The sequence below is a fragment of the [Clostridium] symbiosum ATCC 14940 genome, assembly GCF_000466485.1.
Lineage (GTDB): Bacteria > Bacillota > Clostridia > Lachnospirales > Lachnospiraceae > Otoolea > Otoolea symbiosa.
Genome location: NZ_KE993021.1, coordinates 1 through 22,858, shown reverse-complemented (window position 1 = coordinate 22,858; position 22,858 = coordinate 1). Strand labels below are relative to the sequence as shown.

The window sequence follows — 22,858 nt, the reverse complement described above, 5'->3', positions numbered from 1 at the left end:
ATGAAATTTTTAGTTCTTGGGTGTAATGGCATGGCAGGTCATATGATAAGCCTTTATCTGAAAGAGCGGGGGCACGATGTTCTGGGGGTTGCTCTTACAAAGTCTCCCTTGGTAAACTCTATCGTTGGTGATGCTATGGATGCAACATTTATAAGGGATCTCGTTGGTGTAAATAAGTTTGATTCAGTTATTAACTGTATTGGCCTTTTAAATCAAGTTTGCGAAGAGCATAAGGCAAATGCAGTGTACCTAAACTCTTTCTTTCCGCATCAACTTGCCATGTTTACAGATGGAACAGATACCCAAGTTATTCATATGAGTACGGATTGTGTATTTAGTGGGAAACGAGGGCATTATACCGAAGATGATTTTCGTGATGGGGGTACATTCTATGACCGTACTAAGGCTCTTGGGGAATTGGAGGATGATAAGAACATCACTCTTCGAAATTCAATTGTTGGACCCGATATAAATCAAAATGGTATTGGACTTCTAAATTGGTTCATGCAACAGCATGGCGAAGTGACTGGCTATACAGGAGCAATGTGGACTGGTCAGACAACACTTCAGCTTGCTATGACAATGGAAGCGGCAGCAAAGGAGAGGGCACACGGATTATACAACACAGTACCAGACGCCAGTATATCCAAGTGTGATTTGTTACGGTTGTTTAATAAGTATATTCGTAAGGAAAAGGTGACAGTCGTGCCTGTTAGCAAGATGGCGGCAGATAAATCATTGAAACGGACCAGATGGGATTTTAGTTATAGAATACCAGACTATGAGCAGATGGTGGCAGAACTGGCTGATTGGATGAGGAGCCATAAAGAACTGTATCTGCATTATGATTTGTGAAGTTAATTATGAAAACATAATAAGCGAAAATACGTGTTCACTCAAGTGAAACAAAATGGGGTTCAATGTGAAAATCAAATCACCTGTATAAATAATATTCTATATATAAAAAAGAGAGGCGCGTGTTGCTGATGAATAGAGAATATGTAAACTATCTAAAAAAAGTCTTTACCAAGGCTATACTGCATTTCTTTTGGCTGTTTCCGTTAAATGAAAAAAAAATAACTTTGCTAAATGAATTATCATATACTTTTGGCGATAGCTTAAAATATTTTGATATCTATTTACATAATTTGTCAAAGAAAGAGTATAAAATTGTATTTCCCATAAAAGATGGAGCACCGCCCTCAGTATATTCTGATGATGTTATTGTGGTTCCAGGTTCTTTTAAGTATTTCAAGGAAATAATCACAAGCGGCATAATTATAACGAATGCTGGAGGAGTATCTTACTTACCTAAAAGGAAAAAACAACGGATCATTAGTACATGGCATGGAGGAGGACCATACAAAAAAACCAGTACGGATGTTTATGATAATTACTGGTATAAAAAGCAGGCAGAGATGAATGCTAATAACACTGACTTCATATTATCTTCTTGTGAGTATTTCTCGGCATTTGAAGCAAAGTCCATGGGATATAAGCCAGAAGAGATTATTCGCGCAGGATTACCTAGAAACGATATTCTATTTATTGACCATGACAGCATAAAAAAGAAAGTAAGGAAATATTATGCGATTCCGGATAATACCAAATTTATTCTATTTGCTCCTACATTTAGATCAAAAGAGAATGAGTTTTCCGATCTGGGTGCTGTAAAGAATTACATCGAACTTGATCCGGGTATGCTCATCAGCACACTTGAAGAAAGGTATCATTGTAAATGGGTGTGTGGAATTAGGCTTCATCCTAAACTTGCAAACATAGATATGAGTAAATTGAATGTTATAAATTGCACGAGCTACCCTGATATGCAAGAACTGATATGTTGCGCAGATGTAGTAATTTCAGACTATTCATCGTTGATATGGGACTATTCTTTTACGTACAGGCCGATTTTTCTATATGCTCCTGATATCAAACAGTATGAAGAGGAGAGAGGATTTTACATGCCATCATCCGATTGGCCATACCCGATTGCACACAATAATGAAGAGATGCGAAAAATCATCCTGGAATATGATGAAAATAAGTACATTCAACGAGTTAAAGAGCATCATAAAGCATCTGGAAGCTTTGAAAATGGTAATGCATGCGAAATTTTATTGAAGCTCATAGAACAACATTGATAAATATCGAACTTAATAATTAGATTGTGAATTTAAAATCTAAGATTCGGAGAATATCCTCATGATTTTAGACGTATTAGTATATCTTGCTGTTTTCGCAGTAAGTTTAATAATGGCAGCAATTTTTCAGAAGATTCATAACACCGCGAAGACTAGATACTTATCAGCAGGTGTTGTGAAAATAAATACATTTACATATTGCATTAATGGGTGTCTGCCTGTTTTCCCGGTAATAGCTATGTTCGGTTTACGCTATGGTATTGGCACAGATTATTTTAACTATGAGCAAATTTATAACGCGGTACACGGAACATCGATATGTGATTATTGGAGCCTACACAACCAGAATTTTAGCTATTTTTATATTGAACCTGGATATTATGCCTTAAACAAAATATTTCCGTCTTTTAGATGGCTGCTATGGGGAACAGGAATACTATTATTTACCCTGCTTCTTATTGCAATTAAAGATTATTCAAAGCAAATTAATTTTGCTTTTGCTTTGTTTATTTATTTATCAACACAATATATATACGCATTGAACGGCATGAGATTTGCCATTGCGATTGTTCTGATTCTAATCGGGTATAAGTTTTTAATCCAGAACAGGACAAAAACGTTTGTGTTGATGGTGCTTTTGGCCTCGCTATTTCATCAAACTGCTCTTTTTTGTTTGGCTATGGTGTTTCTGAAACGGTACAAATATAAAGGTGTTGACGGAATCCGCAATATTGTTCTTATCGCAATGATTCTGTCATTCCCGTTATTGTGTAAATTTTTGCTTGAGATACTTAGTCATATTTCTCTCTTTGAGCGATATTTCGCTACATTTCAGTATTCAGCAAGTATGACTATGACCATTAGCTGGACGTGGGCATTGCATGTCATACCAGTGCTACTTCCTCTGATAATATTATGTGGAAAAGAAATATTCGATGCTGAGAATACTGATATTTTATTTCGAATCTGCGTTATGGAAGTGCCTTTGCGAATGCTGGGATTATTTAATACTTGGTATACTAGATTCGCCAGATATTCCCAGATAGCATTAGTTATATTTGTTCCTTTAGTATTGTCAAAGATTCAAAACAAGCAGAAGAAAGCAATTTTATATCTATATTACATCGCTTGGTTTGTATTTTATTTTGCTTATTATGCGATTGTCAATGATCAAGGAGATTCACTGCCTTATGTTTGGATATTTTCTTAATATTGATGATATAAAATGAAATATTTGTATGCCAGACTGAGTTTCAGATAATTAAAAATCGTTAATTTGGTGGAATTTAGGTTATTTCAGTATTTTATTTGTTTCTATTTTGTAATCTATAAAGAAAAGGAGATCTGCCATGTATTACGTCAATGAAAAGATTAAAAATACCTATCGCGTTCCGCAGCCTGAGGGAAGAGGAGCTTATATACGCTTGGATCAGAATGAGAACCCGGATGGTGTTCCGCAGTGGCTGTTTGAATCCGTAATGGACAGAGTGACGCCTGAATTTCTGTCTATCTATCCCGAGGAAACAGTCCCAACCATGAAGTATGCCAGAATGCTTGGCTTAGAGAAGGAGAATGTTACTTTCACAGATGGAAGCACGGTGGGCATGGGATATATCATTAAAGTTTTCGGAGAACCCGGGAAAGATATTCTTTGCGTGACCCCTTCTTTCGCAATGTATGAGGTATATTCGAAAATGATTGGCATGAACGTCAGGCAGCTCGAATATGAAGGTGATTTCTCCTATAAAGTAGAGAACACTTTAAGTGCCATCAACGAGAATACTGGAATTGTTGTTCTTGTTAATCCTAACATGCCAATTGGTAATGTTTACAGCAGAAATGAAATTACTAAAATAATTGAAAAAGCCAGAAATTATGATGCTATCGTTATCATTGATGAAGCCTATTACTATTTCTATGATAAGACATCCATCGATCTTGTGAAGGAATATGATAATGTGTTTGTCTTGCGGACATTCTCTAAGATGCTTTCCATTCCTTCACTTCGCCTCGGTGTCATCATGTCCTCGTCGGAGAACATCAGGTACATCAATAACTATAAGCCCCACTACACTGTCAACTCCATTGCACTACTTTTTGCTGAGGCTATTGTGGATAATCACGACAGGTTGATTACAGAGTTGAAGAAACAGTATTTGGAGGGCAAGGATTACATCAACAAGGCTCTGGCTGAGAACGGATACGAGACACTTCCTTCCGAAGGGTGTTATATTTGCATTAAGCCAAAGTACAAAACTTCCAGAGAGCTGACCGATCTCCTGAAAGAAAAAAACATACTAATCCTATGTGGCAAGGATGGTCTCACAGGATGGCTGCGCTTGACAATTGCACACAAAAAATATATGGAAACTTTTATGGATATGTTGCTAGAGATAGACAAGGCTTGAAAGATATGAGTATGAAAAATTATGTGATCTTATTGGCAGGCGGTATCGGGAAGCGAATGCAGACTGATATTCCGAAGCAGTTCATTGTGGTAGAGGGAAGACCGATCATTGTTCATACAGCCGAAAGATTCCAATGTAATCCGCAGATTGAGAGTATTGTTATTGTTTGTGTACCGGAGTGGATTGACAATCTTCGTTCTCTTGTTGAGAAATACTCGCTGACCAAGGTGCGATGGATTATAGAAGGCGGCAGTACCGGACATGATTCTATTCGCAATGGCGTGTTCTTTTTGAAAGACAAGATCGACTCGGATGATTATATCATTGTTCATGATGCTGTACGACCTATACTACCACAAAAAGCGATTGATGAAGTAATCCGAGTATCTCATGAAAAAGGTAATGCTTCATCATCCATTGCGTGCCATCCTCCAATCGTTTACACAGAAGATTTTGAGTCTGGAATTGCTGATGTGGATAGAGAGCACGTTATGCTGACCGCTTCCCCACAGGCATTCAGGTACGGACTTGCTTTGGAATGTTATGAAAAGGCCGAAGAAGAGAACATGCACAATTTTACCTTCACAAGCTCATTGCTCATACATTGCGGGGAGCGGGTGTACTTTGCCAAGGGAACGACCAGCAACATTAAAATAACAACCAAAGAGGATTTGGCTTTGTTCGAAGCCTTGATGAAGGTTCCCGAGGAATTGCTGTTTAGCTAAAGCTTACAATCCAACAATAAGGGAGTGAGTGAGATATGAATTGTTCAGAATATTTAGTGGAATTTCTTATTAATCATGGCGTAACAGATGTGTTTGGTTATGCCGGCGGTTATATTGTGCCGTTTATGGATGCATTATACAAACGTCAGGATGAAATAAAGACGCACGTCTGCTATAACGAACAAGGCTGCGCTCTTGCGGCAGTCGGTTTTGCTAGGACAAGTGGGAATATGGGAGTTTATTTTACAACTTCCGGTCCCGGTGCTGTAAATGCTTTGGGAGGCCTGGCTGATGCGTGGTTTGATGGATTCCCGCTCATGGGTATCTGCGGAAACGTACCTACGAATGAAATGAAGGGCTTTTCTGGCATCCGTCAGAATGGTTTTCAGGAAATGGATATTGTTTCCATGACAAGGAACATTACAAAATACTCTGTGACAGCAAACAGTACAGAAGGATTTCCAGATATCACCAGCAGGGCTTATAACATGGCCATGCTTGGAAGGAAGGGAGGCGTTATCATTGATTTTCCGCTCGATATACAACAAGCCAATATTATTGGTGGGTAATGGCGTCAGAAGCGCGGACGCAGTAAGCATGGTTCACGAGTTTGCAAAGAAGACGAATATCCCTGTCCTGACAACAATGAATGGTGTTGATCTGGCGCAGGATGATCTTCACATTGGCTATATTGGAACCCACGGTAACCGTATAGCGAATATGATTCTAAATGAATGTGACTTAGTTATTTCAGTTGGAGCCCGTCTCGGTATCCGTCAAGTGGGACGGACAGCAAAAAAGTTTGCCCCAAAGGCTGACCTGGTACGTTGCGATATAGATGAATATGAACTGAGCCGGAATATTAAGGTTGATGAGAAGAAGTATCAGACGGATGCTCGAGATTTTATGAGAATGCTTTTGGCGGAAGATGTTGCCGATTATTCTGCCTGGAAAGCGCAATGTCTGGAAGCGAAAAAAATACTGGAGGACTATGATAAGCAACCGGGAAATATGGCGGTAGAGAAAATTGCATCATTACTTCCGCCGGATCCTGTTGTCTCCGTTGATGTAGGAATGAATCAGTGTTGGTGTGCACAGTCGTTGGTTCTGAAAGGGTATAAAGGACGGATACATATCAGCGGAGGTTATGGAACCATGGGGTGCGGTCTCCCTTATGCGATTGGCTCCTGCATTTCGATGGGCAGTAAGGTATCTTATTGTGTCACCGGAGACGGAGGCTTTCAAATGAATATTCAAGAGTTAGAGACTGTAAAACGGGAAAATTTACCTATTAAGATATTTATTCTGAATAACAGAGTGCTCGGGAAAATCAGTGAAACACAGCATCTGGAGCACAAAGACCGCTTCGCTAATACAACGGCTGGTAGTGGATATACCGTTCCGGCATTTGACAGAATAGCTGAAGCATATGGGATTAGGGCAGTAAAACTGAGTTCATATGATGAACTTGATAAGTACGCATCTTGGGTCGCGGACAATGAGCCTTGTTTGTTCGATATTCCGTTGCCTGAGAACAGTCTGTTGACTCCGAAGATCAAGTTTGAAACACAGGTAATCAGACCGGAACTGGACAACGCTGTTGTAAGCAGCGTGAAAAGAATTTTAGGAAGATGATTTAATTTTAAATAAATAGCCGCGTGGTATATGGTAATAAAATGTTCATCGATATCTATGGGGGAGAAAATGCTAGTTAGTGTTGTTGTACCAGTATACAATGTATCGTTAGAGTTGCTTCATCGATGTATTGAAAGTGTAGGACATCAAGATGAAAATGACGTTGAAATCATCATCATTGATGACGGAAGTGATCAGAATAATTCTGATTTATATAGAAAAATATGTAATGAATACTGTGATACACATTATTACAGGCAAACAAATTCCGGTCCTTCTGTCGCAAGAAACTTAGGAGTTAAAAAAGCGCAAGGAGAGTATATTCTATTCTTAGATTCCGATGATTATATTACTGATAAGTGCATTGAACAGGCAACAAGTATAATAAACACATACCATCCGGACATTGTGTTTGGTTATGTTTATAAAGATTTATCAGATGAAGGGAAATTAAAACATACGGCGGTTAATGAAAGTCCCGAGGAATTGGTACTCGACGACGAAAAGGAAATGGCTGTACTCCTAAATCACATACTTGGATACAAGGAAGCCAAGTATGTTTATAAGAGTGGATATATTAGTGATGGACCAGTGTGTCGTTTCTTTCGACGTGAACTATTTGATAATAACTTATTTGATGTCATTCCAAGATGGAATGAAGATACACTATGGAATATAGAATTATTAAAGAAATGTCATACAGCAGTTATTTGTAAATCACGATGGTATATATATGCCGTTAGAAAAGGCTCGGCAATGCAGGGATACAGAAGCAATTGTTACGAAGAATTCATGTATATTACAGAAAAGGTTAGTTCTGTAGGGGCTTCCATTTGGAATGGAAATATAGATAAAGGCGTTGCATATAGGGTATGGCATGATATATTTATCCTTTCCAGAGGATATATTTTTAATAGTAAAAACACAGAGTCATTTGGCAGGAGATATCAAATCTTAAAAAAAGCGATAAAGAGCGATCAATTTCAAAACGCAATACGATCAATAGACTTCCACTTTGAAACAAGAAGAACCAGAAGAATCATTAAAGAGATTCTTAATTTTACTATGAAAACTCGTCTATATTTCTTTACATATATGATGATTAAACTTTATGTTGGTAAGATATAGTAAAATCCGTTTACGTATGATATTCGATGGAGGGAAATGGTAAATACTGTATTGTATACACGAATAGAAAGCGCCAAAGCAAATGATTTGGATGTGTGTGCATTCCTGAAATATCTGCCTTCTGAAAAGATGTATAATTTTTATCTGGAGCCCCCAGACATCATTGAGCGTTACCTTTCGTGGGCATCAGAACTGCCCGATGAATGTAGATTGATAAGATGAAATAAAAAGAGTCTCAAATAACGTTTCGGATAGTATGAAGCGTTGAAGCGTATTTGCCATACGCCATGTTTTGAGGCATTTACCAAGGATCTCACAGGGGGATATATATAATATATGAAAACAAAAAGGGCGTTTTATAACTCAGTTGCTGGATTGTCATATTACATTGTGACGATTTCATTGGGACTTTTAAATCAAAAAATTCTAATTGATACTTTGGGGATTGATTATCAAGGAGTTAATGGTTTATTTAGTAATATTTTGTCTATGCTTTCGATAGCAGAATTGGGGCTTGGAACAACAATTATATATCATTTATATCAGCCTTTAATTGAGAATGATGAAAGTACAATTATTGCGCTAATGCAATTTTATAAAAAGTGTTATCGCGTAATTGCAGTGGTAATATTGATATTAGGACTATTGATTATTCCATTTTTGGATATGGTAGTGACAGTTAATACAACAATATATTCGCTTGGTGCAATTTATGGATTTTTCTTAGCCGATTCAGTCATATCATATTTATTTACCTATAAGCGCTCTATTTTAATTGCTGACCAAAAAAATTATATTGTGATTTCTTTGGATATTTTATATCAATGTGTATTAAAAATAGGACAGATTATCATATTGTGGATTACTCATGATTTCTTATTTTATCTTTCCCTTATGTTGGTATGTAGATTAATTGAAAATCTCATTCTCAATAAAATTGCTGATCAGAAATACACTTTTTTAAAGAATAAGGATAATGTATTTCTTCCTAAAGAAATTTTATTTGATATTTATAGAAAAGTAAAAGGGGCTGTTTTTCATAAGATTGGTACATTCGTTGTGCAAGGTACAGACAATATCTTAATTTCTAGATTTTTAGGGCTGACTTCGGTGGGGATTTATTCTAATTATGTTTTGATTATAAATGCACTAAGTGCTATATGTTCACGAATTATGACAGCAGCAACTGCTGGGGTTGGTCATATGTTAGTAGAAAATGACAGAGAAAAAATTACTCGAGTTTTTTTGGAAATGCAGATTTTAAATGCAGCGTTTGTTAATTGTGCAACAGTTGGGATTTATTGTGTTGCGACCCCGATGATTGAGTTCATTTTTGGAGAAAAATATATAGTTTCAGAATATATAGTTTTTGTGTTAGCGGTTAATTTTTACATGCAGGGAATGAGAACCGTTTATAGTATATTTAAAGAAACCGCAGGTATTTTGTATGAAGACAGATTTATACCATTAATTGAATCCGGTGTGAATTTAATTAGCTCTTTAGTTTTATTGCATTATTTGGAAATGGCTGGGATTATACTTGGGACTATAATTAGTACTCTTATATTATACGTATATACGTACCCTTTTTTGGTTTATAAAAAAGTTTTGAAAAGAAACCTTGATGAGTACATTGGAGAATTAATTTGGATGACAATAGTTACGTTTTTGAGTATGATTAGTGCTAAATTGATTTGTAATCTATTCTCATGGGAGAAATTGGGGATTAATCTCTTGTACAATTGTTTTGTGTCAGTTGTGGTAAGCTTTGGAATATATATATTGTTATATGCTATATGGAAAAAGGAAACTAAGGGATTAGTGATAAAATTAGAAAATATATTCAGAAGAAATAAATAATATGTTTGGGAACGGTTAAAAAGAGTATGTGAAGAAATCTCTGTAAAAGCAGATCTTCTATGATAATGGCAGGGCTGAAAGCTTCTTTATGAACGTTCAGCCCTTGTTTTATATATACCGCACATATTTGCGTATGTCAAGAACAGGCGGATTCCCGCCTGTCCTGAACGGTTCTAGATTTCCTTAGATCGGCAGCCGGCCCTCATACGTGAGACTCAGTTCCCCGTATACCTGGCCCCAGTTCCGGATTGGCATCGTCCACTTCTTTGTTGCTTCAAACGTTGACAAGTACAGGGCTTTTAAAAGGACTGTATCGCTTGGAAACACGCTCCTCTGGCGATTCAGCTTCCGGTATGTGGCGTTCAGGCTTTCGATTGCGTTCGTGGTATATATAACCTTGCGGACAGTCGTTGAAAACTGAAAGATGGGGACGAGCGCGTCCCAGTTCTGGTGCCAGCTTTTCATAGAATTCGGGTACTTTTCCGACCATTTTTCGGTGACCCGCTCCAAGGCTTCTAATGCCTTCTCTTCTGTTGGCACCTGGTAAATCGTTTTGAGATCTGCCGCAAAGAGCTTCCGGTCCTTGTCTGATACGTATTTTAATGTATTCCGCATCTGATGGACAATGCACCTCTGGTATTCCGTCTTTGGAAAGGCAGAGGCTATCGCTTCCTTGATCCCCGTCAGTCCATCAGCACAGAGGATCAGGATGTCTTTTACTCCACGGTTTTTTAAACCGTTCAGAACGGAAAGCCAGTACTTGGCACTCTCATTTTCGCCAACCTCGATGGTCAGAACCTCTTTTAAACCATCTGAATTAATCCCAAGTACAACATAGGCTGCCAGCTTACGGATCACGCCGTTATCACGCACAGAATAGTGGATTGCATCGATATAAAGCACCGGATAGACATCGGAAAGAGGGCGGTTCTGCCAGTCTTCAATCTGGGGCAGAAGCTTATCCGTCACATCCGAAATGAAGCCTTCGGAGGCCTCGAAGCCGTAGATATCCTCCAGTGTTTCCGAGATCTGCCGTGTTGTCATCCCTTTGGCGTACATGGATATGCTCTTCTGATCGATATCAGAGATATCTTTCTGGCGTTTCTTTACCACCTGTGGCTCAAAGGTGGAGTTACGGTCCTGTGGGACTTCGACTTTCATGCTTCCATAGCTGCTATTCACCTGTTTGGTTTTATAGCCATTGCGATAGTCATCGCAGCCGGAACGTTCTGACTTGCGATAACCAAGGTGCTCGTCCATCTCGCTTTCCATCATCTCTTTGATGGTACCGCCCAGTAGATCTTTGAGAGCATCCTGGATGTCCTGGGCAGATTCGATTTCATACTCCTCAAGAAGCTGCCGGATGATGTTTCGCTTTCCATCGGTCATTTGTACTTTGTGTAACGGTTTCTTTTCTCTTGCCATAATAAAAGGCCTCCTATGATTTTAAATTTATCATAGAAGACCTTATAAATCTTTAATTACAGAAAAACTTTCACAGACTCAAATTCTCAGTAGCAGATAAAATTGACCTCGCTCAAGATAAATCAAAGCATAAAGCGGATACAATACATGAGATTGTTTAACAGGAAATAGGAGATTCTAAAAAGCAATCAGATCATCGTAGATTAATGCGACATTTGCTTAGGTAGTGTTCGTGAAAGTTCTTTTTCGAATACTACCTGAACTATTACCTAAATAATACTCTGCAGTAGGAATACCTCCCTTTCTTCTCTTACAATCCTCCCTCTACTACGCAATTCTTTTCATACAGATAGTTTTCTGCCTGTCCAGTCATCCGCCATATCATTTGCGTCGGATGCTCTTATAGCTGTAGTGAAACATTCACTTCCCGGCTTTTTCCGGCATTCAGCAAGGACATTCAACAACAATCAACTAAATCAACCAATTTAATTAAAGCGAATTAATCCTCGGAAACCTCGATTGACTGTGCAATATCAATTTGTTATACTTTGGAAAAGAGCACATGGTAAATATGCTAAAGGTAGCCTTTAGGCATGTCCACAGAGCCATTTTCCTGGGAGGAAAGGCGGCTTCAATGCCCTGCTGTTCGACGGATAGAAGTTTAGAGGAAGATTATCTGGTTCCTCTGCTATAGAATCGTTTACTCGGAATATAGATGGTTCTTTGCGTCAAGTCAGCAGGGATATCAGAAAGGCAGAGCGGCGTAACGGGCGCTATCGATTGATATGTGGGGAAGAAAACCGTAAAAACACAATGCCGCAGCGGATCATGGGATGTGATTACGCTGCCTATGAAGAACAGATTCGAACCCTAGTGCATCAAAATAAGACAACGGGCAAAATATACCGGAAGACTCGGCAGTCCCAACTGTTTCCAGAAATTCAGGAAAAATCCCCCCTCCCTCTTGCCAGTTCCCCCAAAAAATGCTATATTCTACTAGACTGACAAACTATGCCCAAATCTCGCCCTATATCAGACTGCAGCGGATTTCAGTAATCAAAACAGGGCATATTTTTTAATAGAAGCAGTGTAGTTCGGCCTACACCCATCACAATAATCACAACCCAAAGAAAAGAGGAACCCACCCATGGCAATAGTTGACCAAAGCAAAATCAGAAATTTCTGCATCATCGCCCACATTGATCACGGCAAGTCAACCCTTGCAGACCGAATTATAGAGAAGACTGGCTTACTTACCAGCAGGGAGATGCAGTCCCAGGTACTTGATAACATGGACTTAGAGCGTGAGCGTGGAATCACGATCAAGGCCCAGGCAGTCCGTACCGTATATACATCGAAAGACGGAGAAGAGTATATCTTCAACCTCATCGATACCCCAGGCCATGTCGATTTCAACTACGAGGTATCGAGGAGCCTCGCAGCCTGCGACGGAGCGATTCTTGTTGTAGACGCCGCACAGGGAATTGAGGCCCAGACGCTGGCCAATGTATACCTTGCCCTCGACCACAACCTGGATGTATTTCCGGTAATCAATAAAATTGACCTTCCAAGTGCGGAACCGGATCGTGTTGCCGCAGAGATAGAAGACGTAATCGGAATCGAGGCCCATGATGCCCCGAGAATTTCAGCTAAAATTGGTTTAAACATTGACGAGGTCCTGGAACAAATCGTCACAAAGATTCCGGCTCCCCAGGGAGACGCGGCGGCGCCGCTTCAGGCATTGATTTTCGACTCCCTCTATGACTCCTACAAAGGCGTCATCGTATTCTGCCGGATTAAGAATGGAAGTGTCCGTAAAGGCACCCAGATTAAGATGATGGCGACCGGAGCCAAGGCAGATGTGGTGGAGGTAGGCTACTTCGGAGCCGGCCAGTTCATTCCCTGTGAGGAACTGGAAGCCGGTATGGTAGGCTATATCACGGCCAGCATCAAGAATGTCAGGGATACGATGGTGGGTGATACGATCACCGATGCGCAGAATCCCTGCAAAGAACCCCTCCCGGGATATAAAAAAGTGACCCCGATGGTTTACTGCGGTCTCTATCCGGCCGACGGTGCAAAATACCCGGATCTCAGGGATGCACTGGAAAAATTACAGTTAAATGATGCCTCCCTGTTCTTTGAACCGGAGACTTCCATTGCGCTCGGTTTTGGTTTCCGCTGCGGTTTCCTTGGCCTTCTGCACCTGGATATTATCGAAGAACGTCTGGAACGGGAATATAACCTGGATTTGGTGACGACGGCTCCGGGCGTTGTATACCGTGTCCACAAGACGAACGGAGAGATGATGGAGCTTACCAATCCGTCCAACCTTCCCGACCCATCCGAGATAGAATATATGGAAGAACCCATTGTATCGGCAGAAATCATGGTAACGACGGAATTTGTCGGGGCTATTATGACGTTGTGCCAGGAACGCCGCGGAGTCTATCTGGGCATGGAATATATTGAGGCGACAAGGGCGCTTTTGAAGTATGAACTTCCCCTCAACGAGATTATTTACGATTTCTTTGACGCCCTCAAATCGCGCTCCCGCGGATATGCGTCCTTTGACTATGAGTTGAAGGGCTACGAACAGTCCAAGCTTGTAAAACTGGATATCCTTGTGAACCGCGAGGAAGTCGATGCCCTTTCATTTATTGTATTCGAAGGTTCGGCTTATGAGCGGGGCAGAAGAATGTGCGAGAAACTGAAGGACGAGATTCCGAGACACCTTTTCGAGATTCCGATTCAGGCGGCCGTGGGCGGCAAAATTATTGCCAGGGAGACAGTCAAAGCGATGAGAAAAGACGTTCTTGCCAAATGTTATGGAGGCGATATCTCACGTAAGAGAAAGCTTCTGGAAAAACAGAAGGAAGGCAAGAAGAGAATGCGCCAGATCGGAAACGTGGAAATTCCGCAAAAGGCATTCATGAGTGTGCTGAAGCTGGACGAGGAATGATGTTCCGGCAAAAATCATTAAACAATCAGGCGGGAACAATGGAAAATAACACCCCATTAGAACTATATATCCACATCCCATTCTGCGTTAAAAAATGTCTGTACTGCGACTTCCTTTCCTTTGCGGCGGACGAAGTGACCAGAAAAAAATATGTGGAGCAGTTGATTAAGGAAATAGAAACATGCGGGACCAGAATAACCGGGCGGGACGCTGACGCGGCCTTCCCGGTGATTTCTGTGTTTATAGGAGGGGGGACTCCGTCTTCTCTCTGCCCGGAGCAGATTTGCGCTGTTATGAACGCGGTAAAGGAAAATTTCAGACTATTGCCGGATGCCGAAATCACCATTGAAGCCAATCCCGGTACACTCGACAATAAAAAACTCAGAGCTTACAAAAACTCCGGAATCAACCGGTTAAGCCTCGGCCTTCAGTCGGCCAATCCAGGCGAACTGAGGGAGCTCGGACGAATCCATTCCTGGAACGAATTTCTTGAGAGTTACCGTTTAGCCAGAGAAGCAGGCTTTGATAATATTAATGTTGATTTGATGTCGGCACTGCCGGGACAGAGCTTTGAATCTTATGCGGATACACTGGAATGTGTCGCGCTCCTGGAACCGGAACACATCTCTGCATACAGTCTTATCATAGAGGAAGGCACTCCGTTTTATGATAAATATTCGGGCAGGGCAGAAGTTCTTCCGGATGAGGAAGAAGACCGCAGAATGTATCACCACACAAAAGAATATCTGGCGGAAAAAGGTTATCACCGGTATGAGGTATCAAACTACGCCAGGCCGGGCAGGGAATGTATCCACAATGTGGGATATTGGACCGGGGTCAGCTATCTGGGAATCGGTCTGGGAGCTTCCTCACTGATGGAAGGACAACGTTTTTCCGTCATCAGAGAGATGAATGATTATCTGGATCTTAGCAGGGAAGAGCTGGCGGAGGGACGCCAGTACGAAAACCGGGAAATCCTCACGGAACAGGATGAGATGGAAGAATTCATGTTTCTGGGTCTTCGGCTTACGGAAGGGATTGCCGCAAAAGATTTTAAAAAGCGCTTCGGCTTAAATATAGAAGAAATATATGGAATGACCATTGGGAAACTGATGGAGGACGGCCTGATGGAAATGACGGGAACAAAAGAGGACAGAAGGTACAGGCTGAGTGAATTTGGGCTGGATGTCAGCAACTGTGTACTGGCTGAATTTCTGTTGTAGCGGAAATCTTTCGTTACCATTAAAATCACTGCGCGATAGCCGGCTGCCGGCTGCCACTACCTTTTCGCACAGTCAGCGCAGCAAATGCGCAGACCTGACTGAATTGTTACCGGCACGCCGCTTTTTGGCAGGGGGTGGACAGTAACCAGCAGCAATCTTTACAAGTATCAGTGTATTTGTTATTATAGATTGAGTTTCACTGTATCATTAACAGTACTGCAATAAGAGCAATATGGAAGAGAAAAAAGAAGAGTAATAAAGAAGAGTAATAAAAAGAGTTTCATCTGGGAGGAAATGAGTAATGGAAATCACAATGACGCACTATCTGATTGTTTGTCCCCTGGTTTTTCTGGCCGGACTGCTGGATTCAATCGCAGGAGGGGGCGGACTGATTTCCCTCCCGGCCTTTATGATTGCCGGAGTGCCTCCACACATGGCCCTTGGAACAAATAAGATGTGTTCTACAATGGGAACCTCCATGGCTACATACCGTTTTGCAAAGAATGGCTACATTCACCTGAAAAAGGTAATCTGGTTCATTGCGGCGGCATTGGTTGGCTCTACGATCGGTTCCAACCTGACCCTCTTAATGAATGAAAAGATAGTGGAGTACATGATGATCGCCGTGCTTCCCATTGTCGCTTTCTATGTGCTTCGCAATAAGAGGATGGGAGATGACTCGCAGGCAGGGACGATACCGGCCAAAAAGTCATTTATCATTGCGGCTGCAGCGGCTTTGGTAGTCGGGACTTATGACGGTTTCTATGGTCCGGGAACAGGAACCTTTTTAATCCTCATTCTTACGGGCGCCGCAAAATATACGATGAAAGAGGCAGCGGGGACAACAAAGGCCATCAACCTTTCTTCCAATGTCGCGGCTATCGTCACATTCATCATAAACGGGAAAGTATTATATCCCCTTGGTCTGGCAGCAGGCCTGTGCAGCATTGTGGGAAATTATATCGGTTCCGGCCTGGTGCTCTCGAACGGTCAGAAAATCGTGCGTCCGGTGGTACTGATTGTACTGACCATCCTGTTTGGTAAAATTTTACTGGGAGGATGACACAGACGGAATGACACAGGTAGTCAGTACGTAACAGATGAAGTTACTGTTCACGGGTAGTATCCCGCGAGGTGTTTTCGTGTGCAGTTTGTACGAAAATTCCGAGTTACACGGCACGACGCGATGAAAAGTAAATTTTTCACCACAATCAACGGCGTTTTCTGCCGTTTCTGTGCATCGCGGAGCGTGTTACTGGCCGCAGAACTGCGCTTTTGGCAGGGCTGCGAACAGTAACCGGTTGACATGAATTTGATATTTGGCATATAAACAGCAAACAAAAAAGAACGGATATAACGGAGTAAAATCCGGCGTATTTATGGAGGAAATCTTATGAAGTGGAAGAAATTCACCCTGACGACTACGACCGAGGCCGTAGATTTAATTAGCTGTGCCTTCGATGAAATCGGAATCGAGGGTATTGAAATCGAGGATAATATTCCTCTTACGGAAAAAGAGACAAAAGGGATGTTCATCGATATACTCCCGGAGCTGCCTCCCGACGAAGGAATAGCGAAAGTCAGCTTTTACCTGGACGATGATGCCGATGTACCGGGCATGCTTGAAAAAGTAAATGAAGCGCTGGAAGAATTGAAAATGTTTACCGACCTGGGCGCATGTACGATCGAGGCATCAGAAACAGAGGACAAAGACTGGATTAATAACTGGAAGCAGTATTTTAAACCATTTACAGTGGATGATATCCTGATTAAGCCAACCTGGGAGACGATTCCTGAGGAGCATAAGGACAAGCTGCTGATTCAGATTGATCCGGGAACTGCTTTCGGCACAGGCATGCATGAGACGACTCAGCTGTGCATCCGCCAGCTTCGTAAATACACAGGCTGTGACACGAAGGTTCTGGATGTGGGGACAGGAAGCGGAATTCTGGGCATCACCGCTTTGAAACTCGGGGCGAAAGAGGTATTCGGAACCGATCTTGATGAGAACGCCATCACGGCAGTGGGAGAAAATCTTGAGGCAAACGGTATCCCGGCCGGATTATTTACCGTTCTTCAGGGAAATATCATCGATGATAAAGAGGTACAGGACGCCGCTGGTTATGAGTACTACGATGTGGCGGTTGCCAATATTCTGGCTGACGTTATTATTATGCTCCAGAAGGAAATACCGGTTCATATAAAAAAAGGTGGAATTTTTATCACCTCCGGTATCATTAATATGAAGGAAGAGGCGGTCAAAGAGGCTTTTGCAGCCAACAGCGCCTTTGAAATCATTGAGGTGACCTATCAGGGAGAGTGGGTATCCATAACGGCGCGTAAGAAATAGGTAACAGTTCATGCTGTCTGAACTGACACAGAATATAGAGGAAAAACATGTATCATTTTTTTGTTGAACAGGAACAGATAGGGGAAGGCGTAATTGCGGTTACCGGACCCGATGTAAATCATATAAAGAATGTACTCCGGATGAAGCCGGGAGAACGGGTTCTTATCAGTGCTAAGGCCGGCGGTGATTATCTGTGTGTAACAAAAGAACTGGCGCAGGACAAGATCCTGTTTGGAATACTGGAGAAGAGTGAGAGTGAAATGGAGCTGCCTGCCAGAATCCACCTGTTTCAGGGGCTTCCCAAAGGTGATAAAATGGAGCTGATTATCCAGAAGGCCGTTGAGCTTGGCGCATTCAGAATCATTCCGGTTGAGACAAAACGGGTAGTGGTGAAGCTTGATTCGAAAAAAGAAGAGGCGAGGATAAAGCGATGGAACGCGATATCTGAGAGTGCGGCGAAACAGTCAAAACGGAGCATCATACCGGAAGTAACAGGAGTTGTTAAATACAAGGATGCTCTGCAGATGGCAGAAGACTTTGGACTTAAAATGATTCCGTACGAATGCGCAAAGGGAATGGAGGAGACCAGACGGCTTCTTCAGACCGCGGAAGCGGGAATGGATATTGCCATATTTATCGGACCGGAAGGCGGCTTTGAAGAAGAAGAGATACGGCAGGCAGGGGAGAGGGGAGTCAGCCCTGCCTCGCTCGGCAGGAGAATTTTAAGGACAGAGACAGCGGGCTTGTGCGTTTTGTCGGCCCTGATGATTTCTCTGGACCGTTAGACGTCCATAAAGCAGAAAGAGGAAGAAAAATGGAAGCTTATTTTGATAATTCGGCTACTACGCAGGTTTTTGACTGCGTAAAAGACGCGGTAGTAAATGCCATGACCATGGACTACGGGAATGCGGCCGCCCGCCATATGAAGGGCGTTGAGGCAGAAAAGATTATAAAAGAAGCCAGAAGAGAGATAGCCAATTCGCTGAAGGTTCAGGAAAAAGAAATCCTGTTCACATCAGGAGGGACAGAATCGAATAACCTGGCGCTGATTGGGACGGCCCTGGCGAATCAGAGGACAGGAAAACATCTGATTACAAGCGCGGTGGAACATCCGTCCGTATATAATACAATGGCCTGGCTGGAGGAACAGGGCTTTGAAATTACCTATCTTCCAGTTGATTCCTTTGGCTGCATTTCCCTGGCGGAGCTTGAGGAGGCGGTAAGGGAAGATACGATTTTGGTATCCATAATGTACGTTAATAATGAAATCGGCGCTGTGGAGCCGGTGGAGGAGATTGCCCGCTGCATTAAGAATAAAAACCCAAAAACCTATTTTCATGTGGATGCAATTCAGGCATACGGCAAATTTCAGATACGCCCTAAAAAGCAGGGGATTGATTTGCTGTCGGTAAGCGCTCATAAGATACACGGTCCGAAGGGAATCGGCTTTTTATATATTGATGAAAAAGTAAAAATCCGACCCATTGTATTCGGGGGAGGTCAGCAGAAGGGGATGCGCTCCGGGACGGAGAACGTGCCGGGCTGTGCCGGACTGGGGGCAGCCGTAAAGGAGATTTATAAAAATCATGGGGAGCGGGTTGAGAAGCTGTATACACTGAGGGAACGCCTGATTGCCGGGCTGAAGACAATCGATGGTGTGACGATTAACGGGCATGAGGACAGACAAAATGCTCCCCAGGTGGTTAGTGCAAGCTTTGAAGGAATAAAAAGCGAGGTGCTGCTCCATGCGCTTGAGGACAGGGGAATTTATGTGTCATCCGGTTCAGCCTGCTCCTCGAACCATCCGGGAGTGAGCGGAACGCTGAAGGCGATTGGCGTAAAAAAAGAATTGCAGGATTCCACACTGCGTTTCAGCTTCGGCGCATTCAATACGGAAGAAGAGGTTGATTATGCAGTTGATGTGTTGAAAGAACTGCTGCCCGTACTGAGACGTTACAGAGCCAGATAAGGTTACCATTTAACAGATAAGGAAACAGAGAGGAAATATAAACATATGGTACGTTCATTTTTAATAAAGTACGCGGAAATTGGGGTAAAAGGCAAGAACCGCTATATTTTTGAAGACAAGCTGACTTCCCACATCCACCATTCCCTGAAACGTCTGGACGGAGATTTCTCCGTTATCAAGGAGTCGGGACGGATTTATGCTCATGCATCTTCGGAGTTCGACTATGATGAGGTGGTATCGGCTCTTCAGTGTGTGTTCGGAATTGCCGGCATCTGTCCGATGGTGCAGATAGAAGATAAAGGATATGAGGATTTAAAGGAACAGGTCTTGAAATTTATTGACGAGACGTACCCCGATAAAAATTTCACATTCAAGGTGGATACGAGAAGGGCCAATAAGCAGTACCCCCACACGTCGGATCAGATTAACCGCGATTTGGGAGAAATCATTCTGGAGACATATCCTGAGACAAAGGTGGATGTGCATCATCCCGACGTACTTCTCCACGTGGAGATCAGGGGCAAAAATATAAACCTTTACTCCCTGGTAATCCCAGGCCCGGGCGGAATGCCGGTGGGAACGAACGGCAAGGCTATGCTGCTTTTGTCGGGCGGAATCGACAGCCCGGTGGCCGGATATATGATTGCGAAGAGGGGTGTGACGATAGAAGCCACTTACTTCCATGCTCCGCCGTATACAAGTGAGAGAGCCAAACAGAAGGTGATAGACCTGGCGAAGCTCGTATCCAGATACTCGGGACCAATCAAGCTCCATGTAGTGAATTTTACTGATATCCAGCTTTATATCTATGATAAATGCCCTCATGAGGAACTGACGATTATCATGCGCCGGTATATGATGAAGATTGCGGAGGAGCTGGCTAAGAAAGACGGCTGTCTCGGCCTTATCACGGGAGAGAGTATCGGACAGGTAGCTTCTCAGACGGTGCATTCGCTGGCTGTAACCAATGAAGTGTGTACACTTCCCGTATTTCGTCCTGTTATCGGATTTGATAAGCAGGAGATTGTGGATATATCACAGAAAATCGGAACATTTGAGACGTCCATTGAGCCGTTCGAGGACTGCTGTACGATTTTTGTTGCAAAGCATCCTGTTACAAAGCCAAACCTGGATTTGATAAAGAAGTCGGAAACAAAACTGGAAGAAAAAATTGATGAAATGTTGAAACAGGCTGTTGAAACAGCCGAGATTATACGGTGTTGAGAAAACGGGAGTCCGGATTTTGGGACTCCCGCTTAGGAAAAACTATGTTGAATGGGACGTGCTTTTCAGCGTTAAAACAGGGCGTATTTGTTTAAACGATATATGGTGCTAAAATTGTAAGAATGTCATTGATCTCTGTTTCGGAATGGATGTTCAGGTCGATAGGCTTGGACAAATCCAGGCTGAATATACCCATAATCGATTTGGCATCGATTACGTATCTGCCGGATACAAGGTCAAAATCGACATTAAATTTTGCTAAATCGTTTACAAAAGATTTAACTTTATCAATTGAATTTAAAGAAATACGAACTGTTTTCATGAAAAAACCTCCTCTTGTTGCTATGTTATTTCAGCTCTTATGCTGGTAAAATACTAACTCTATACTACCGGGATATGGAGCAAAAGTCAAGAGAGAGATTGTATGAAATCAGGAACTTTAAAGCTAAGGAGAATGACAATGAGAAAAGCAGCACTGCACAACCTGGGATGCAAGGTAAACGCTTACGAGACGGAAGCCATGCAGCAGCTCCTGGAAGATGCCGGCTATGAAATCGTGCCTTTTAAGGATGGGGCCGATGTATATATAATCAATACATGTTCCGTAACTAATGTTGCGGACAAAAAATCAAGGCAGATGCTTCACCGGGCAAAGAAAATGAATCCTGATTCCGTAGTGGTTGCCGTGGGCTGCTATGTCCAGGCAGCGAAAGAGGATCTGGAGAAAGACATGGCGGTGGATTTGATAATTGGAAATAACAAGAAAAAAGATCTGGTGGGTCTTCTGGAACGATATTTTGCAGATCGGGACGACAGGGAGGAAGTGATCGATATCGCGGCAACCGGTGAGTATGAGGAACTTCATATCCGGAAAATCGCAGATCATACAAGAGCCTTTATTAAAGTGCAGGACGGCTGCAACCAGTTCTGCAGCTATTGCATCATCCCATATACCCGTGGCCGGGTGAGAAGCCGGGCGATAGGGGATGTGGTGAAGGAGGTGGAAGGACTTGCGGCGGCCGGGTATAAAGAAATTGTTCTTACCGGAATCCATCTCAGTTCCTACGGCGTCGATTTTCCGGAGGAAAAGAGGGAAAATCTTCTGAGTCTTATCACCTGTCTGGATAAAATCCAGGGAATTGAAAGAATCCGCCTCGGTTCCCTGGAACCGCGAATCATAACGGAAGAATTTGTTTCGGCTCTGGCCGGTCTTAAGAGCATTTGCCCTCATTTCCATCTGTCCCTCCAGAGCGGGTGCAATGCAACGCTTGCAAGGATGAACCGCCATTACACTGCGCAAGAGTATTTGGAGCGCTGTGTCATCCTGAGAAAGCACTTTGATAATCCGGCGATCACGACGGATGTGATTGTTGGATTTCCGGGGGAGACCGTGGAAGAGTTTGATGAGACGAAAAGATTCCTTGAGACGGTCCGTTTTTATGAAATGCATATCTTTAAATATTCCAAGCGGGAGGGCACCAGGGCCGCAGTCATGGAAAATCAGGTTCCGGAGCAGGATAAGTCGGTCCGCAGCGATATCCTCCTAACATTAGAACATAAGATGTCGGATGAATACCGTGAGTCATTTCTCGGGAAAGAGACGGAGGTGCTGCTGGAAGAAAAGGTCGTGATTGGCGGACAGGCCTATATGATGGGACATACACGGCAATATGTAAAGGCGGCAATACCGTTTGAGGAAGGGCTTAAGAATACAACTGTAAAAGGAAGGCTGACGGAGAAGCTGTCGGATGAGATTTTGCTTTTGAAATGAGGATTTAACTGAGGTTTGGAGGACGCGTCCGGAA

At 42.5% G+C, this 22,858-nt stretch carries 19 protein-coding genes; 17 read left to right on the top strand and 2 right to left on the bottom strand.

Translation table 11 applies throughout. The annotated features are described in order from the left end of the window. The 9 genes from CLOSYM_RS19525 (at position 1) to CLOSYM_RS19480 (ending at position 9,900) form a co-directional block, all read left to right on the top strand. Positions 1–855 (top strand): SDR family oxidoreductase, encoded by an 855-nt coding sequence (locus CLOSYM_RS19525; RefSeq protein WP_003508172.1) that lies wholly within the window; start codon positions 1–3, stop codon positions 853–855. A 131-nt stretch (positions 856–986) separates the two neighbouring features. Then, entirely contained in the window at positions 987–2,144 is a 1,158-nt protein-coding gene (locus CLOSYM_RS19520; RefSeq protein WP_003508171.1) for a CDP-glycerol glycerophosphotransferase family protein, read from the top strand. Positions 2,145–2,205: 61 nt separating this feature from the next. Continuing rightward, on the top strand, positions 2,206–3,354 hold the full coding sequence (locus tag CLOSYM_RS19515; RefSeq protein ID WP_003508170.1) for an EpsG family protein: 1,149 nt from the start codon (positions 2,206–2,208) through the stop codon (positions 3,352–3,354). A 139-nt stretch (positions 3,355–3,493) separates the two neighbouring features. Beyond that, positions 3,494–4,552 carry a pyridoxal phosphate-dependent aminotransferase gene (locus tag CLOSYM_RS19510; protein WP_003508169.1) on the top strand — a complete coding sequence of 353 codons (1,059 nt, stop codon included), beginning with the start codon at positions 3,494–3,496 and terminating at the stop codon, positions 4,550–4,552. Next, complete coding sequence (locus CLOSYM_RS19505; protein WP_242828711.1) at positions 4,474–5,277, top strand: IspD/TarI family cytidylyltransferase; 804 nt, start codon at positions 4,474–4,476, stop codon at positions 5,275–5,277. Before CLOSYM_RS19510 ends, CLOSYM_RS19505 begins: the two co-directional genes overlap by 79 nt. Positions 5,278–5,312: 35 nt before the next feature. Further along, positions 5,313–5,846 (top strand): thiamine pyrophosphate-binding protein, encoded by a 534-nt coding sequence (locus CLOSYM_RS19500; protein ID WP_003508167.1) that lies wholly within the window; start codon positions 5,313–5,315, stop codon positions 5,844–5,846. A gap of 28 nt (positions 5,847–5,874) precedes the next feature. Further along, positions 5,875–6,912: a thiamine pyrophosphate-binding protein gene (locus CLOSYM_RS19495; protein WP_242828710.1), complete on the top strand. Its 1,038-nt coding sequence runs from the start codon at positions 5,875–5,877 to the stop codon at positions 6,910–6,912. A gap of 69 nt (positions 6,913–6,981) precedes the next feature. After that, complete coding sequence (locus tag CLOSYM_RS19490) at positions 6,982–8,040, top strand: glycosyltransferase family 2 protein (RefSeq protein WP_115639053.1); 1,059 nt, start codon at positions 6,982–6,984, stop codon at positions 8,038–8,040. Between the two features lie 336 nt (positions 8,041–8,376). Then, on the top strand, positions 8,377–9,900 hold the full coding sequence (locus tag CLOSYM_RS19480) for a lipopolysaccharide biosynthesis protein (protein ID WP_003508164.1): 1,524 nt from the start codon (positions 8,377–8,379) through the stop codon (positions 9,898–9,900). A gap of 183 nt (positions 9,901–10,083) precedes the next feature. On the opposite strand, the gene CLOSYM_RS19475 is transcribed toward CLOSYM_RS19480, so the two are convergent. Further along, a complete protein-coding gene (locus tag CLOSYM_RS19475; RefSeq protein ID WP_003508162.1) occupies positions 10,084–11,325 on the bottom strand; it encodes an IS256 family transposase in 1,242 nt (413 codons plus the stop codon). A gap of 1,147 nt (positions 11,326–12,472) precedes the next feature. Here CLOSYM_RS19475 and lepA point away from each other — a divergent pair. The 7 genes from lepA (at position 12,473) to thiI (ending at position 21,053) form a co-directional block, all read left to right on the top strand. Next, entirely contained in the window at positions 12,473–14,287 is a 1,815-nt protein-coding gene (gene lepA / locus CLOSYM_RS19470) for a translation elongation factor 4 (RefSeq protein ID WP_003498824.1), read from the top strand. A 38-nt stretch (positions 14,288–14,325) separates the two neighbouring features. Further along, on the top strand, positions 14,326–15,510 hold the full coding sequence (gene hemW, locus CLOSYM_RS19465) for a radical SAM family heme chaperone HemW (protein WP_044902960.1): 1,185 nt from the start codon (positions 14,326–14,328) through the stop codon (positions 15,508–15,510). 301 nt (positions 15,511–15,811) lie between these two features. Continuing rightward, entirely contained in the window at positions 15,812–16,573 is a 762-nt protein-coding gene (locus tag CLOSYM_RS19460) for a sulfite exporter TauE/SafE family protein (RefSeq protein ID WP_003498820.1), read from the top strand. A 330-nt stretch (positions 16,574–16,903) separates the two neighbouring features. Then, positions 16,904–17,860, top strand: a complete 957-nt coding sequence (gene prmA, locus CLOSYM_RS19455; RefSeq protein WP_021643475.1) for a 50S ribosomal protein L11 methyltransferase — start codon at positions 16,904–16,906, stop codon at positions 17,858–17,860. Positions 17,861–17,907: 47 nt separating this feature from the next. Then, the gene (locus CLOSYM_RS19450; RefSeq protein WP_021643474.1) at positions 17,908–18,645 is read left to right on the top strand and encodes a 16S rRNA (uracil(1498)-N(3))-methyltransferase; all 738 of its coding nucleotides are present in this window, start codon (positions 17,908–17,910) and stop codon (positions 18,643–18,645) included. A 29-nt stretch (positions 18,646–18,674) separates the two neighbouring features. After that, a complete protein-coding gene (locus tag CLOSYM_RS19445) occupies positions 18,675–19,829 on the top strand; it encodes a cysteine desulfurase family protein (protein ID WP_003508153.1) in 1,155 nt (384 codons plus the stop codon). 45 nt (positions 19,830–19,874) lie between these two features. Then, complete coding sequence (thiI, locus tag CLOSYM_RS19440) at positions 19,875–21,053, top strand: tRNA uracil 4-sulfurtransferase ThiI (protein WP_003508145.1); 1,179 nt, start codon at positions 19,875–19,877, stop codon at positions 21,051–21,053. Between the two features lie 91 nt (positions 21,054–21,144). Here the strand turns inward: thiI and CLOSYM_RS19435 are convergent, their stop codons facing one another. Further along, entirely contained in the window at positions 21,145–21,375 is a 231-nt protein-coding gene (locus CLOSYM_RS19435; RefSeq protein WP_003498810.1) for an HPr family phosphocarrier protein, read from the bottom strand. A 138-nt stretch (positions 21,376–21,513) separates the two neighbouring features. Here CLOSYM_RS19435 and mtaB point away from each other — a divergent pair, with 138 nt between their 5' ends. Next, positions 21,514–22,824: a tRNA (N(6)-L-threonylcarbamoyladenosine(37)-C(2))-methylthiotransferase MtaB gene (mtaB, locus tag CLOSYM_RS19430; protein WP_003498807.1), complete on the top strand. Its 1,311-nt coding sequence runs from the start codon at positions 21,514–21,516 to the stop codon at positions 22,822–22,824. Positions 22,825–22,858 lie beyond the last annotated feature (34 nt).